At 61.8% G+C, this 15029-nt stretch carries 11 protein-coding genes, 1 tRNA gene and 1 pseudogene; 5 read left to right on the forward strand and 8 right to left on the reverse strand.

The features are described 5' to 3' along the window. Nucleotides 1–7: 7 nt before the first annotated feature. Nucleotides 8–1510, reverse strand: coding sequence for an altronate dehydratase family protein (locus NXC14_RS02430; protein ID WP_085776814.1), 1503 nt, complete (start codon nucleotides 1508–1510; stop codon nucleotides 8–10). Between the two features lie 236 nt (nucleotides 1511–1746). On the opposite strand from NXC14_RS02430, the gene NXC14_RS02435 reads away from it, so the two are divergent. Together NXC14_RS02435 and NXC14_RS02440 are read left to right on the forward strand one after the other, a co-directional pair. Further along, nucleotides 1747–2646, forward strand: coding sequence for a GntR family transcriptional regulator (locus NXC14_RS02435; RefSeq protein ID WP_085776815.1), 900 nt, complete (start codon nucleotides 1747–1749; stop codon nucleotides 2644–2646). Between the two features lie 91 nt (nucleotides 2647–2737). Next, nucleotides 2738–4684, forward strand: coding sequence for an ABC transporter ATP-binding protein/permease (locus NXC14_RS02440; RefSeq protein WP_085776816.1), 1947 nt, complete (start codon nucleotides 2738–2740; stop codon nucleotides 4682–4684). Nucleotides 4685–4832: 148 nt separating this feature from the next. Here the strand turns inward: NXC14_RS02440 and NXC14_RS02445 are convergent. Next, nucleotides 4833–6322 (reverse strand): annotated as a pseudogene (locus tag NXC14_RS02445) (MDR family MFS transporter). Nucleotides 6323–6543: 221 nt separating this feature from the next. After that, on the reverse strand, nucleotides 6544–6900 hold the full coding sequence (locus tag NXC14_RS02450; protein WP_085779945.1) for a hypothetical protein: 357 nt from the start codon (nucleotides 6898–6900) through the stop codon (nucleotides 6544–6546). Nucleotides 6901–7129: 229 nt separating this feature from the next. Between NXC14_RS02450 and NXC14_RS02455 the strand changes: the two genes are divergently transcribed. Then, nucleotides 7130–8266: an acyltransferase gene (locus tag NXC14_RS02455; protein ID WP_085776817.1), complete on the forward strand. Its 1137-nt coding sequence runs from the start codon at nucleotides 7130–7132 to the stop codon at nucleotides 8264–8266. A gap of 125 nt (nucleotides 8267–8391) precedes the next feature. On the opposite strand, the gene NXC14_RS02460 is transcribed toward NXC14_RS02455, so the two are convergent. The 4 genes from NXC14_RS02460 to NXC14_RS02470 form a co-directional block, all read right to left on the reverse strand. Further along, complete coding sequence (locus tag NXC14_RS02460) at nucleotides 8392–8859, reverse strand: hypothetical protein (RefSeq protein ID WP_085776818.1); 468 nt, start codon at nucleotides 8857–8859, stop codon at nucleotides 8392–8394. A gap of 335 nt (nucleotides 8860–9194) precedes the next feature. Continuing rightward, on the reverse strand, nucleotides 9195–9557 hold the full coding sequence (locus tag NXC14_RS32260) for an HNH endonuclease (protein WP_198175490.1): 363 nt from the start codon (nucleotides 9555–9557) through the stop codon (nucleotides 9195–9197). A 412-nt stretch (nucleotides 9558–9969) separates the two neighbouring features. After that, nucleotides 9970–10045, reverse strand: a tRNA-Thr gene (locus tag NXC14_RS02465). Between the two features lie 118 nt (nucleotides 10046–10163). Further along, nucleotides 10164–11123 carry a nitronate monooxygenase family protein gene (locus tag NXC14_RS02470; RefSeq protein ID WP_085776819.1) on the reverse strand — a complete coding sequence of 320 codons (960 nt, stop codon included), beginning with the start codon at nucleotides 11121–11123 and terminating at the stop codon, nucleotides 10164–10166. A 285-nt stretch (nucleotides 11124–11408) separates the two neighbouring features. On the opposite strand from NXC14_RS02470, the gene NXC14_RS02475 reads away from it, so the two are divergent. Beyond that, entirely contained in the window at nucleotides 11409–12605 is a 1197-nt protein-coding gene (locus NXC14_RS02475; RefSeq protein ID WP_085776820.1) for a regulator, read from the forward strand. Nucleotides 12606–12630: 25 nt separating this feature from the next. Here NXC14_RS02475 and ppk2 read toward each other — a convergent pair whose 3' ends face one another. Further along, nucleotides 12631–13512 carry a polyphosphate kinase 2 gene (gene ppk2, locus NXC14_RS02480; protein ID WP_085776821.1) on the reverse strand — a complete coding sequence of 294 codons (882 nt, stop codon included), beginning with the start codon at nucleotides 13510–13512 and terminating at the stop codon, nucleotides 12631–12633. A gap of 240 nt (nucleotides 13513–13752) precedes the next feature. Between ppk2 and phoR the strand changes: the two genes are divergently transcribed. After that, on the forward strand, nucleotides 13753–14973 hold the full coding sequence (gene phoR, locus NXC14_RS02485; protein ID WP_085779946.1) for a phosphate regulon sensor histidine kinase PhoR: 1221 nt from the start codon (nucleotides 13753–13755) through the stop codon (nucleotides 14971–14973). Nucleotides 14974–15029 lie beyond the last annotated feature (56 nt).

Below are 15029 nucleotides of genomic sequence, written 5' to 3' on the forward strand. Positions count from 1 at the left end.
ATCGCATCTAGAGCGTTGCGCCGAGATGCCAAGGCACGAATTCGTTATCGCCGTAACCGAAGATCTCGCTCTTTGTCTTCTTGCCGGAGGCCGTATCGACGATCAGGTCGAAGATCTCGCGGCCCTTGCCGCTGATCGTCGCGTCACCGGTTGCGATGGTGCCGCAATCGATGTCCATGTCCTCTTCCATGGAGGCATAGAGCGCCGAATTGCTCGACAGCTTCAAGGACGGCGCGGGCCGACAGCCGAAGCAGCTGCCGCGGCCTGTGGTGAACGCGATCATGTTCGCCCCGCCGGCCACCTGGCCGGTTGCCGAGACGGGATCGTAGCCGGGCGTGTCCATGAAGACGAGGCCGGGGGCTGTCACCCGCTCGGCATAACCATAGACCGCCGTCAGCGGCGAGCGGCCACCCTTGGCTACCGCACCGAGCGACTTTTCCAGGATGGTTGTGAGACCGCCGCGCTTGTTGCCGGGCGACGGGTTGTTGTCGAGCGAGGCGCCATGCAGGGCGACATAGTCTTCCCACCAGGCGATTTTCTCGTCGAGCTTTCTCGCCACCTCGTCGCTGACGGCGCGGCTGCGCAGCAGATGTTCAGCGCCGTAAATCTCCGAGGTCTCCGACAGGATCGCCGTGCCGCCGGCCGCCGCCAGCAGATCGGCGGCGACGCCGAGCGCCGGATTGGCGGTGATGCCGGAAAAGCCGTCCGAGCCGCCGCATTGCAGGCCAATGATGATCTCGCCGATCGAGATCGGAACCCGCTTCTCCTTGCCGACATCGGCGGCGATCTCGCGGAGCACGCCCATGGCGCGTTCGACCGCACGGCGAGAACCGCCGGCATCCTGAATGTTGAAATGGCGCTTGGAGGCGCCAGCGCCGCTCTGGCCGTAAAGCGTCAGCTGGTTGACCTCGCAGCCGAGGCCGATCATCAGCACGCCGCCGAAATTGACATGCCTGGTATAGCCGGCAAGCGTCCGGTGCAGCACATTCATGCCGTCGCCGGTCGAGCTCATGCCGCAGCCCTGGTCATGCACGATCGGCACGAAACCGTCGATGCCGTCATAATGCGGCAGGATCGTCCGGTTCGCCTCGTCGGCGATCGCCCGGCAGACGGTGGTGGAACAGTTCACGCTGGCGATGATGCCGATATAATTGCGTGTCGCCGCCCGTCCATCGGCGCGGCGGTAGCCCATGAAGGTGCGCGCCTTGTCCTCGGCGGTTGCTTCTTCCGGTGCCGAATTGGCGGTGACGGCGAGCCGGTCGTTTTCGAAATGCAGATTATGGCTGTGCACATGGTCGCCGGCCTTGACCTCGGCGGTGGTGCGGCCGATCGCCTGTCCGTATTTCACCACGGCCGAACCGAGCGGAATATCGGCAATCGCCACCTTGTGGCCCGGCTCGATCTTCTGGCGGGCCTCGACGCCGGCAACCGTCGAGCCCTCAGCGATGGCGGACGTTGCGACCGCGACATTGTCGCCGGCCGACAGGATGATCCAAGGCTGTTTGTCCAATCTCTTCTCCCTGAAGGAAACGCTCGCTGCATCGGCGAATGCGATTGATTTTGTTTTTTATCTACAATAAACATTTTCAAGTCAACGGGAATATTGATCCTGTGGACGAGGGAGGCAATGCGCCGCAGACGATCGGAAATACGCTAATGGATTTTGAACAAGCTCCGGTCGGTCGCCTTTTCGCTTTTTGAGGCGGGAAGGAAATCCCGGCACGCGGGCGGAAAGCGGGGGATCTGATGGCAAGGCAGAACACGGTCTTCAAGGAAGCATACAACAGGTATGCCGCGGCCCTGCGCACGGATACGGCGCTGCCGTCGGAGCCGGAGATCGCCGCCCAGCTCGGCGTCAGCCGTTCCACCGCGCGGGCCATCCTCACCCGCCTCAGCGATGAAGGCATCATCCGCTGGAACAAGCGTCAGAAGATCGTGCTGCGCGAGCCCACCGACCGCGATCTTTTTCCCTCCGAAGAAACGGATTCGCTGCATGACATCATCGAGCGTAGTTTCATGCGGCGCATCCTTGCCGACGATGCCGCGCCCGGAATGCAGATCAACGAATTGGAGCTTGCCCGCGAGATCGGCACCGGCACGACCAGCGTGCGCGAATTCCTGATCCGCTTCTCCCGCTTCGGCCTGATCGAAAAGCGGCCGAACAGTCATTGGACGCTGAAGGGTTTTACCCGCGAATTCGCGCTCGAACTTGCCGATGTCCGCGAAATGTTCGAGCTGCATTCGGCTGCCGAGTTCGGCCGGCTTCCCAAAGACAATCAAGCGTGGATCGATCTTGCCGCCATGCGCGAGGAGCATCTCGCCATGCTTGCCGACATCAACCAGCGTTTCAAGGATTTCTCCGTCCTCGACGAGCGCTTCCACTTGTTGATCCACCGCGCCTCGAAGAACCGCTTCATCGCCGATTTCTACGATGCGATCGCCATCATCTTCCACTATCACTACCAGTGGAACAAGACCGCCGCCCGCGAGCGCAACGAGCGCGCCATCCACGAACATCTGGACTATATCGCCGCATTGGAATCCGGCGATCAGGCAGCGATCGGAAAAGCCTGCCGCGTCCACCTGCGCTCCGCCCGTCAGACCCTGCTGCAATCTCTGCCGCAGACCATGAGCGACAACGCCTGAGGGGCCTCTCTCGGCAGACGTCAGCTTGATGCGAGCGCCACGTCGGCGCGGCGCCATGAAACCTTCTGATTTGTAAGCCGTTATCGTGCTTATGACCGACGTTACACTCAACCCGAAATCGGTCGACGGCACCGAGCAGGACGGTGCCGAGAAGTCGCACCAGCAGAAGGCACCGACTGTCGAGATCGCGCCGCCGGATGTCATCGAACCCAGTCCGCAGCTCACGCCCGAGGAGGCAGAGCAGGCGCGCAAGCGATATTTGCTCAGGCGTTTCTGGATCAGCGCCCGCCGTTACTGGGGCCGCGGTGGCGACAGGCTCGCCTGGCCATGCTCGATCGGTCTGTTGACGATGATCTGCATGAATGTCGGCTTCCAATATGGGATCAACCGCTGGAACCGCGGGATCTTCGACGCGATAGAGCGGCACGACGCCGGCACCGTCTATCATCTCAGCGCCGTCTTCGTGCCGCTCGTGCTCGGAAGCGTCGCTCTCGTGACCGCACAAGTCTATGTTCGCATGATGATCCAGCGCCGCTGGCGCTCCTGGCTGACGAAGACGGTGATCACGCGCTGGCTGGCCAACGGTCGTTATTATCAGCTGAACCTCATCGGCGGCGACCACAAGAATCCTGAGGCGCGCATCTCGGAGGATTTGCGGATTGCCACCGAAGCGCCGGTCGATTTCATCGCCGGCGTCATATCAGCCTTTCTATCGGCCTCGACCTTCATCGTCGTGCTGTGGACGATCGGTGGAGCGCTCACGCTGCCCCTCGCCGGGTCGACCATCACCATCCCCGGTTTTCTCGTCGTCACTGCGGTTCTCTATGCCGTGATCACCTCAACCGTGATTGCGGTCATCGGCCGCCATTTCGTCCAGGTCTCGGAGGTCAAGAACCAGGTGGAGGCCGAGCTTCGATACACCTTGACCCGTGTGCGCGAAAACGGCGAGAGCATCGCCCTGCTCGGTGGCGAGGAAGAGGAGCGTAGCGACCTAGACAAGACATTTTCCAATGTGCTCAGGCAATGGGCGCTGCTTGCGCGCCAGCACATGCGCACGACCTTCGTCTCGCACGGATCGATGCTGATTGCGCCTGTTGTCCCGCTCCTGCTCTGCGCGCCGAAATTTCTCGCAGGCGGCATGACGCTTGGCGAGGTCATGCAGGCTGCCTCCGCCTTCGCCATCGTTCAGACGGCCTTCGGTTGGCTGGTCGACAACTACCCGCGTCTCGCCGACTGGAACGCCTGTGCGCGACGCGTCGCCTCGCTGATGATGTCGCTCGACGGCCTTGAGCGGGCCGAACAAAGCGATGCCTTGGGACGCATCAAGCACGGTGAAACAGAGGGCAATGCAATCCTGAATTTAAACGATCTCTCGGTGACTCTCGACGACGGTACCGCGGTGGTCAAGGAAACCCAGGTGGAGATCGCACCAGGCGAGCGGGTGCTCGTGGCCGGCGAATCGGGCTCCGGCAAAAGCACGCTGGTGCGCGCCATCTCCGGTCTTTGGCCCTGGGGTCACGGCAGCGTCGATTTCCACGGCGACCGACGCTTGTTCATGTTGCCGCAGCGGCCCTATATCCCGTCCGGAACGCTTCGCCGCGCGGTGGCCTATCCCCGCGCCGCCGACAGCTGGACACCGGAGGAAATCAAGACCGCCCTTGCCAAAGTGGGCCTGGATTATCTGAGCGAAAAGCTCGAGGAAGACGCGCCATGGGATCAGACCCTGTCGGGCGGCGAAAAGCAACGGCTCGCCTTCGCGCGGCTGCTGCTGCACACCCCCGATATCATCGTTCTCGACGAAGCGACCTCGGCACTCGACGAGAAGAGCCAGGACAGGATGATGGAGATGGTGATCGACGAACTGCCGGCGGCGACGATCATCAGCGTGGCACATCGGGCCGAACTTGAAACCTTCCACAGCCGCAAGATCACCTTGGAGCGGCGCGAGGGCGGCGCCAAGCTCGTCAGCGATATCGATCTCGCCCAGCGCAAGGGAAGACGAAACTTGATCCTGCGCGTTTTGGACAACCGCCGATAAGGTAATTCCAGGAAGACTGCGAAGCGGTGTTCCGCACTTGCGGGGATACCCGCGACTTCATGCCCGGCCTTGTGCTGCACAAGGCCGGGCATGACGGAGGAAACGTTGTCAGCAAATTACCAGGCGCTCCCCGTCAGGAGCAACCGTGTCAATGCGAGGCTGCCTCGCCTGCCACTGCCGGCTCTTCACGCGTCTTGCGGTGGCCGACGGGGATCAGCCAGGTGGTGAAGAAGGTCAGCACCGCGACGACGACCACGCCCCAGAAGCTCCAGTGCAAGGCCGCGTCGAAGATGCTGCGGATCGCCGGATCGGCGGCGAGCGCCGAAAGTCCGGTCGGCTGGTTCAGCGCCTTATGAAGGGCGGCCGCCGTTTCGCCGCTCGCATAATGGCTGATGCCGGCATTGAGAATGGCGCCGAGTACCGTGGCTCCGAGCGTATTACCGAGGCTGCGGGCGAAGATGATCGAAGCCGTGGCGCTGCCGCGCATCGACCATTCGACGCTGTCCTGCACCAGCACGATGCTCGTCAGGCTGATCAGGCCCATGCCGAAGCCCATGAAGAAGGAGCCGGCGCCGGCAAGAACCGGCGAGCTTTCGGGCGTCAGGAACAACAGGAAGCAGGCGCCGAACGGAAACAGCAGGCTGCCGACGCGCAGTGTGCGGCGAATGCCGAAGGCCCTGTAGAAGCGGCTGGAGAGCATTACCGCCAGCGGCCAGCCGACGATGAGCATGGTAAGCGTGAAGCCGGCGACAACAGGCGAACGGCCGAGCACGCCCTGCACATAGATCGGCAGGATGGTGGAAAGGCCGATCAGCGCCATGCCGGCAAGCAGCGTGGCGGCATTGCTGGTCGCGATCAGCCGGCGGCTCCAGAGCGCGATCGAAATGATCGGCTCCGGCGCCCGCCTCTCCTGGGCGAGGAAGAAGAGCCCCGCGACGACGAAGACGGCGAAGAGCGACAGCAGGATCCAGGCGCTCGCTTCGGTTTCCGTCAGCATGACGAGCAGGGCGACGATCGAAATCGAGAACAGCACCGATCCGAGATAATCGATCCTCGCCTTCTTGTGCGCGACGTCCTCCTTCAGGAAGATCATGAAGGCGATGATCGAGACGATGCCGATCGGCAGGTTGATCCAGAAGATCCAGGCCCAGGAGAAGGTATCGACGATGATGCCGCCGGCAAGCGGCCCGACGACGGCCGACGTCGCCCAGACCGTCGCCATCGCGCCCTGCACGCGGCCGCGTTCCTCAAGCTTGAAGAGGTCGCCGATGATGGTCATCGTCACCGGCTGGATCGCTCCGGCGCCGAGCCCCTGCAGCAGCCGGAACAGCACCAGCGACATCATCGACCAGGCAAAGCCGCAGAGCAGAGAACCGGCGAGGAAGATCAGGATGCCGCCGATCAGCACCGGCTTGCGTCCGAAAATATCGGAAAGCTTGCCGTAGATGACCGTCGTCGTCGACTGCGCCAGCAGGAAGGCCGAAAATACCCAGCTGTATAGGAAAAGCCGCCGAGCTGGCCGACGATGCGCGGCATTGCCGTCGCCACGATCGTCGCCTCGATGGCAACCATGAATGTCGCCACCATGATGGTCGCGACGACAAGCACGCGGTTCGAGCGATGCGCTGCATTCGACATGACGATCCTCTTCGGGTGCTCCGCAGGGCCGGAAAAATCGGCAGGCTGGCTGGATGTGGGACGACGCGCCGTTTGCGGAGGGATGCTGTTCTTTTACGACCTCACGCGGGGCCGGTAAAGCAGTTCTCGCCGCAGCCATCGTTTTTGCGTGCCATCAGGGCGGCAGCCGAAGGCCCGGCGCCGTTCCTTCACTCCGTCGGGAGGCAAACGGTCGCCCGTCCTCACTGCTGGCAGGCTTCGCTGAGCGAACCGGCCCCTGCGGTGCAGCCCGGCACCTGCTGCAGATCCGGATTGACGCCGCCCGGATTGATCGTGCTGCGGCCGCTGTTGAGATCGAGGCCGCCATTGCCGGTCGTGCTGCCCGTTGTGCCCGGATCGGTGCCGACGGACCCCGTGCCCGCCGACCCTGTGCCGACGGAACCGGTGCCGGCCGATCCCGTGCCCGAACTGCCCGATCCGCCGATGACAGGCGCCACCGAAAGCCGCCCGCTGGAACTCGCGCCACCGCTCGTCTGCGCCAGGGCCGAGCCGGCAAGGCCGATCCAAAGGAGGGATATTGCGATGAACTTGCAGGACATGATGTTCTCCATCCTTGTTGTCTCAAGGGGGAAACCTGTTCGGCAGCGGCATGTTCCTTCCGAAATTTCGCAGTCGAATGGACGCAACGGCAGCCTGATGCCGCCAGCCCTTCATCGACTGTCAACCCGCACAAGTTGTGCTGAAGCCCATAAAAATTTACTCAACACTATCCGGTTGCCGTCGAAGATGCTAACCCTGCCCGCGGATACGAATGGATAGAGGTATCTCATGGACGCGATGAAGGGCGGCAGACGCATTGAATGTCTGGATGGCTTGCGTGGTTTGGCAGCGCTATGGGTGCTGATCGGCCATGCCCACATCCTGACGGGCTTCAAGGTGCCTGTTATCGGAGATCCCGAGCTGGGGGTCGACCTGTTCATCATGCTCTCGGGCTTCCTGATGGTGTTTCACTATCAGAGACGGAAAGCCAGAGAGCCATGGGAGAGCCCGCAAACATGGGCGGTCTTCTGGGCCCGTCGCTTCTTCCGCATCGCACCGCTCTATTACTTCATGCTGGTAATTGCTCTCATCGCCGGGTCCGAGATCTATCAGGCGAGGATGGTCATCGATGCGTTCAACGGCAATCCGCCGCAAGCCGCATCGCGCTATCTGGACGACAGCCTGACCAACTACCTGATGCATCTCTCCTTCCTGTTCGGCTTGTCGCCGGCCCATGCCTTCCGCACGGCGCTGCCGGATTGGAGCATCGGCCTGGAAATGCAGTTTTATGCGGCTTTGCCCTTCATCATGATCGTTCTCGGGCGGCTGGGCTGGCTGAAGGGCATGCTCGTCACCGTGGGCCTGGCGGTCATTGCCGCCCTGGCCGTGCATCGTCTTGGTTTTCGCTTTCCAATGCCGTCATTCCTGCCGCTGAAGATGCACATCTTCGCCGCCGGCATGCTTCTCGCGGGCGCATTGTGGATGTCGCAGGGAAGAGCTTACCTCGCCTTTGCGATTTCGGCTTTGCTGGTCCTTATCCCTCTGGGCGGCGATGTGACTGTGCTGCACGAAACTGTGCGCGTGGGCATCGTGGTGCTGTTCTTTGTCCTGGTGCACGCCGATCGTTTTCCGGGTTCCGCCGGTCATTATTCCCGCTCGGTCAATTCGGTGCTCGGCAACAGTTTCTTCCGAAACCTCGGAGAACTTTCCTTCGGGGCCTATCTGATTCACCTGCTCATCATGCAACCGGTCATCGCCTGGCTGATCGGCAATACCGACCTCAGCAATCCCGCTCGCTGGCTGGTAACGCTGGTCGTCACCATCCCCGCCGTCTATGTCTTGTCCTTCATAGGCTACAAGTTCATTGAGCTGCCCGGCCAGTCGGTTGGCCGGCGCCTGACGCAACAGAGGCGGGTGGCGGTCTAGAGCCGCCGGCGCGATCATCAACGGATGGGTTGCTCCACCGCGCCTCCAGCGGCTGCGCCGCTATACCGGCCAACGGGTCGAGGAGCAAATGCGAATCCGTCGGCAGTGCCGAAGCGGCCATCCGGTCACTCGCCATCGATCATTTTAAACTTTCGTGCCGCCTGAGGGCAGAGCATCGAGAACTGCTCAATCAGCGGCGGCATGCCTGAGGCGCACGACGCATCCTCCGGTAATGGAAAAGTGACGCGCAGCGGTTCTCCGCCAGGAGGAAAGAAGGACAGGGTGCCCTTGCGGCAATTGGCGGTGGAACGGTAAGTGTCTTTCCCATTCGTTTTTGTGTAAGCCGCCACGCACTGCTTTACGGTAAGTTTGCCGCCATGCGCTATTGTTTCACCGCCGGGGTCGCGCTCGCAGTATTCCCGGAAATCGGCCTGCTTGACTTTTCCTTCCATGACTGCAGTGCTTGAGTCAGTGCCGGTCATGCTGACAAGCGTTCCGTTCCATCCAGCACATGAGGCGAGAGGGAAGTCTGCTGCCTGCGCAATGGGCAACGTAAAGGTGAAAAGCATGGCACTGGCAACTGCTGTCCGCATAGGTCCTCCTGGAGCAAAGTGTGGAACGGTTGTGCATCCGGAAATTGCGCAAAAATAAAGAGATATTTTTCGTATAATGCGCGATGTCTCTCGTTTATGAACCAGCTTTCAATATCAACGACTGATGCGGGGCACTAGGCGGGCGTAAACAACGCGTCGGTGCTCAAACCGGATATCCACCTGCAGACGGCGAAGTGCCAATCAGACAGCGCGAGCAGCATGACGGAAAGGCTGAGATGTGCTGTCAGGCTTTTACCGAAAGGCGGGACTGCTCAAACCGTTTCCTAAGGCGGCTTGCTGCGTGGTTGCTACCTACCATATTCGCCTTCGGTTGGTCAGTTTCTTCGCGAGTCGCCTTGGCGCACGGCCGCGTCACCCTTGATCGGTGACCCATCGCAGTTTGCTAAGTCGTCCGGCACACGCGGCTTCAGCAATTTTTCAGCCTGCTGGAGAGATGCCAGCGCAGATGCCAACCACAGATCGCGGACAGACCATTTGTTGCGGTGTTTTCGCCGACGCACTTCGGCGAAGTGCGGGCTGCAAAGAAACTCCGCGAGTGACAAAACACCTTTCGAGTGGTTGCATCCTTGGCAGGCCGGATTCGTGAGCCCGCTGCCTCCGTGCGCCTTCGGCACGAGATGATCGCGCGTCGCCTTGGTGTCGGGAATCGGGCGACCTAACCCGAACTTCTGCCGCATGGGGATCCCGCAATAGGCACACCAGTGGCGACGATCGTCCTGCCACCAGTCCCCGAGTTCTGTTTGTAGTAAAGCGACCGCCTTGCTAGCTCCCCTCATCGTGCGATCTAAGCATAGAAAAGTGGAGCCGTGAAGTATTTATCTTTTACAGCGGAGTTATTGGTAAGTAGAACGGGCGTATGAATATAATGGCCGAAGGTCGCCTGCTTTTTGTGCCTGTCCGTCGGTGGATCGACAAGCGTAACTTTAACTCTTATCCAGAAGCTCCGGAATATCCTTCCTCGGCAAGCCAGCGGAACTAGAATATTTGGTGCCGGACTTGGGAATCTAGGACGGGCTGCATAAAGAAATGTCTGACCGGTATGTCCAACCTGCGAAACCCGGCATTCAAGTCTGTGATTTTAAGGAAAAATGGTGCCGCTTACGTGACTCGAACACGTGACCCCATCATTACGAATGATGTGCTCTACCGACTGAGCTAAAGCGGCATTTGGCGGCCGAAGAGTGCGGCCTGCGATTTGCATGGCGCTGATACAAGCATTGTCTGAAAATTTCAAGCACCCTGTCACGCCTTTGGCAAAAAAGAGGGCGGGGTGTGGAAGACCCTCAGAGCGAGAGGCGGGCGCGGGCGGCCCTGTATTCGGCCTCCAGCCGGTCGACGAGCTTGGCCACCGGCTCCACGGCCTTGACCGCGCCGATGCCCTGGCCGCTGCCCCATATGTCCTTCCAGGCCTTGGCGCCGCCGGTCGCCTGCTCGAAATCCATCTTGGAGGGGTCGGCGAGGGGCAGGTTGTCCGGGTCCATGCCGGCGGCGATGATCGAGGGTTTGAGATAGTTGCCGTGCACGCCGGTGAAATAGTTGGAATAGACGATGTCGGCGGCTGCCCCGTCGACGATCGCCTGCTTGTAGGCGGGCTCGGCGCGTGCCTCTTGCGTTGCGATGAAGGGCGAGCCGATATAGGCCATGTCGGCCCCCATCGCTTCTGCGGCCAGAATGGCGCCGCCGGTCGCGATTGCGCCGGCAAGCAGCAGTGGCCCGTCGAACCATTCGCGGATTTCCTGGACGAGCGCGAAGGGCGACAGCGTGCCGGCATGGCCGCCGGCGCCTGAAGCCACCGCGATCAGCCCGTCCGCGCCCTTGCGGATCGCCGAATGGGCGTGGCGGTTGTTGATAATGTCGTGCAGCACGATGCCGCCATAGGAATGCACGGCGGCGTTGACCTCGGGCACGGCGCCGAGCGAGGAGATGACGATCGGCACCTTGTATTTGACGCAGAGCGAGAGGTCGTGCTCCAGCCGCTTGTTCGACATGTGGACGATCTGGTTGACGGCAAAGGGTGCGGCCGGCCGTTGCGGATGGGCGGCATCGTGGCGGGCGAGCTCCTCGGTGATCTCGGCCAGCCATTCGTCGAGCTGGCTTTCCGGCCGGGCGTTCAGTGCCGGAAAGGCGCCGACGACGCCCGCCTTGCATTGCGCCAGGGTCAGTGCCGGATGCGAGATGATGAAGAGGGGCGAGCCGATCACCGGCAATCTGAGTTTATCCTTGAGGATCGGGGGCAGGGCCATGGTTTACCGCTCGCATTGACGTTTACGAAAACGTCAAACTGATAACAGAGAAGAAATGCCGATAAAAGAGCGGCCGCCACGTCTTCGTCGATTTCACGCCGATATATCAGGCGGAGATGGCGGGCAAGGTAAGCCCCGCGAGCCGCGAAAGCTGGCGATTATCGCCGCCGATCAGCGGCGGGCGGGCTGCAAGGCTTGCGGTTTGCCGCGCTTGCCGCTACCGAATTTTGATGGAGAACGGCGGGGACGACAGTCCGATGCCGGGTTCGAAGTGAAGGACTTGACGTGAGCGGATTAGAAACGGCCATCAGAACAGCGCTCGAAAATGCCGATCGCGACAATCCGGAGGTTCGAGCGAGGATCTACCAATCGGCCCGCCAGGCGCTGGAAGCCGGCCTGCGCAAGCAGGATATCACCGATGCCGATGCCGTCGCCCATCACCGCCATCGCCTGGAAACCACCATCCACGCCATCGAAAGCGAGGAGCGCGACCGGCTTCACCCGCGCCAGAGACCGCCTGAAGTGCCGGTGCCGCCCGTCGTCGAAATGCCGCCGGCTCGCCGTGGCGATGTGGCCGATATCGACAGCCTGATCGACAGCCCGGTGGCGGCAGGCGAGACCCGCGCGCCCGAAGTCATGATGCACCGCAGCAGCGACGAGTCGCGCCTCGACGACGTGCATGCGAGCAATGCCGATCATCTCGCAGCCGCCCCGGTCGGCGACGAGCGGCTCGCGCGCGGTCAGCGCGCCGCCAACATGGATTTCCGTCCGGAGCGGGCGGCCGGCCGCCGCAAGCCGCGCAAGTTCTTCTCGAGGCTTCTCGTCTGGTGCGTCCTGCTCGCCTTCATCGGCATCGGCGCCTGGTGGGCCTATACGTCGGGCCTGCTCTTGACGGCGGCCGAGCGCGACACCAGCGTCGCCAATCCGCCGGCCAGCACCCAGCCGGAGGATTTCACCGGCAATGACGACAGCGACGATAATGCGGCCGCCCACACCGATCAGCCGGTGACCATCGATCCGCAGAATAGTTTTTCGGCCGATTGGATCCCGGTGTTCAAGCCGGACGAGGCCGACAAGATCAAAAGCGGCCCGCGGGCGCGCACCGAAAAGATCACTGAGAATGACGGGCCGGCCGTGCGCCTGATTTCCGAAAGCGGTGCGGCTGACGGCAATATTTCGGTCAGTGTTCCCGCCTCTGTACTGCAGCAGCTCGCCGGCAAATCCTCAACCATCGCGCTGACGCTGCAATCGACCACCGACGAGCCGACCCAGGTGACGGTCGAATGCAATTTTCAATCACTCGGCAATTGCGCCCGCCATCGCTTCAGCGTCACCCGCGAAAAGTCGGATGCGCTGCTGCAAGTGAGCTTCGACCGCTCCCTCGCCCCGAATTCGCCCGGCACGCTTGTCGTCAACAGCGATCTCGATGGCAAGGCGCGTGGCATCAACCTTTTCGCGATCCGCATCCTGCCGGGGCGGTGACGCCTCTTTTCCAGCGGCCGGTGACCTATTTCAGGAATCCGGGACCGGAGCCGATGATCTCCTCGTCGATCTCGCCGAGTGCCGCTTTGTCCTTGCCGTCATAGTCGATCCTGTCGAGCATGTGACGGATGAGCTGCAGACGCGCACGCCGCTTATCATTGGCGCGGATGACGGTCCATGGCGCGAAATCGCTATGGGTTTCCTTGAGCATGCGATCGCGCTTTTCGCTGTAATCGCCCCACTTCGTCAGCGCCGCGACATCCATCGATGACAGCTTCCAGACTTTCAGCGGATCGTGCCTGCGGTCGTGAAAACGCTTGAGCTGCATCTCGCGGCCGATATCGAGATAGAACTTGAAGAAGAAGATACCCTCATGGGCAATGATCTTTTCGAGCTGCGGCGCCTGCTTGAGGAAGCCTTCATATTGCTGCGGCGTGCAGAAACCCATGACCGGTTCGACGCCGGCGCGGTTGTACCAGGAGCGGTCGAACAGCACGAATTCGCCCGCGGTCGGGAATTGCGCGACATAACGCTGGAAATACCATTGCCCCTGCTCGCGCTCGGTCGGCTTGGCGAGCGCGACGACGCGCGCAAGGCGCGGGTTCATATGCGCCGACGAGGCCGAAATGGCGCCGCCCTTGCCGGCCGCGTCCCGCCCCTCGAACAGCGCCATCACCCGCTTGCCGGTCGCCTGAAGCCAGAACTGCACCTTGACGAGTTCCACCTGCAGTTTTTCCAGCTGCTCCAGATAGTCCTCCTCGTTGAGTTTCTTCTTGTAGGGAAACCCGCCGGACTCGAGGGCGTTTTCCTCCACCCAGTCCGGCAGGACCGGATCATCGACGTCGAAGATGCGTTTCTTGCCGCGGATGTCGAGCTCCACCGCCCTGCTTTCGACAGTCTCGCCCATATGCTCCTCCTGCGCTGGTGGTCCTCTTGCCGTAGGCGAACATATTTGACGTTGAAAATCAAATCTTTCGCTTTTGGCCGGTGATTTTTCCCGAGCGTGCGCTGAAGTCTTTCGCTTGACCGGCGCCAGCCGAAAACTTCTGTCATGAATTGCCGCTATCAGGCAGAGTTCAATATAGAGAAAACGAATCGACGCCTCGAGGCCCACTTGCAAGACGAAACCCCCTGGAGAAAAAGCCTGCTGGCGCGCATCCGGCGCGAACGTCCGGTGCTGCTTGCGGCCATCCTCAGCGCGCTTGCCGCCCTTGCCGCCGGGATGAACAAGTGGGTGGTGCTCGTTCTCCTGCTCGTCATGATCTTGACCGCGCTGTTCAAGGAGGCGCCTGTCGTCGAGGCGCAACCCGTCGAGCCGGCGGCAGCGGAGCCGCAAGCACCGCCAAGCCGCCTGCCTGACGTTTCTGCCACGCTTGCCGGGCTCGATATTCCCGCCATGGTGCTGTCGGACGACGCCTCGGTGCTGTTCCAGAACCCTGCCGCCGAAAAGGCCTTCGGTGAGGTGGCGCTCGGCGCCCATATATCGGCCCGGCTGCGCTCGCCCGGCGTGCTCGACATGGTGCGCGAAACCATCGCCACCAACGCGCCGAACCAGATCGAGCATGCCGAGCGGCTGCCGTCCGAGCGCGTCTATATCGTCCGCAGCGCGCCTGTCGAATTCCAGGCCGAGGGCCAGCGGGAGCGGTTTTTCATCCTGTCCTTCCGCGATATATCGGAGGTCCGCCGCATCGACCGCATGCGGTCGGATTTCGTCGCCAATGCCAGCCATGAGCTGCGCACGCCGCTTGCTTCATTGCGCGGCTTCATCGAAACCATCCAGGGGCCGGCGAAGAACGATCAGAAGGCGCAGGCACAGTTTCTGGGCATCATGCTCGATCAAGCGACGCGCATGAGCAGGCTGGTCGATGATCTGTTGTCGCTCTCCCGCCTGGAGTTGAAATCGCACATTGCGCCGGACGAGAAGGTCGATCTGGTGCCGCTGCTCGGCCATGTCCGCGACTCGCTGGTGCCGCTCGCCAGGGATGTCGGCGTCGAAATCAACCTGCATCTGCCCGATGGCAAGGTAGAGGTGCTGGGGGATCGCGACGAGCTTGTCCAGGTCTTCGAGAACCTGATCGAGAATGCCTGCAAATATGGCCATGAAGGCAAGATCGTCGACGTCTGGCTGAAGAACGGCGCCGGCGCCCCGGTGGAGGTCAGCATCATCGACAAGGGTCCGGGCATTCCGGCCGAGCACGTGCCGCGTCTGACGGAGCGCTTCTACCGCGTCAGCATCGAGGACAGCCGCTCGAAGAAAGGCACCGGCCTCGGCCTTGCCATCGTCAAACATATCCTCACCCGCCACCGCGCCCGGCTGATCGTCAAGTCCGAGGTAGGCAAGGGCACCGATTTTACGGTGCGGTTCTAGCGTGGTACGCGACGCGAGCGATAAGCGATGCGTACCACGGATGAACGACCGGGTTG

It is taken from the genome of Rhizobium sp. NXC14 (assembly GCF_002117485.1).
Taxonomy (GTDB): domain Bacteria; phylum Pseudomonadota; class Alphaproteobacteria; order Rhizobiales; family Rhizobiaceae; genus Rhizobium.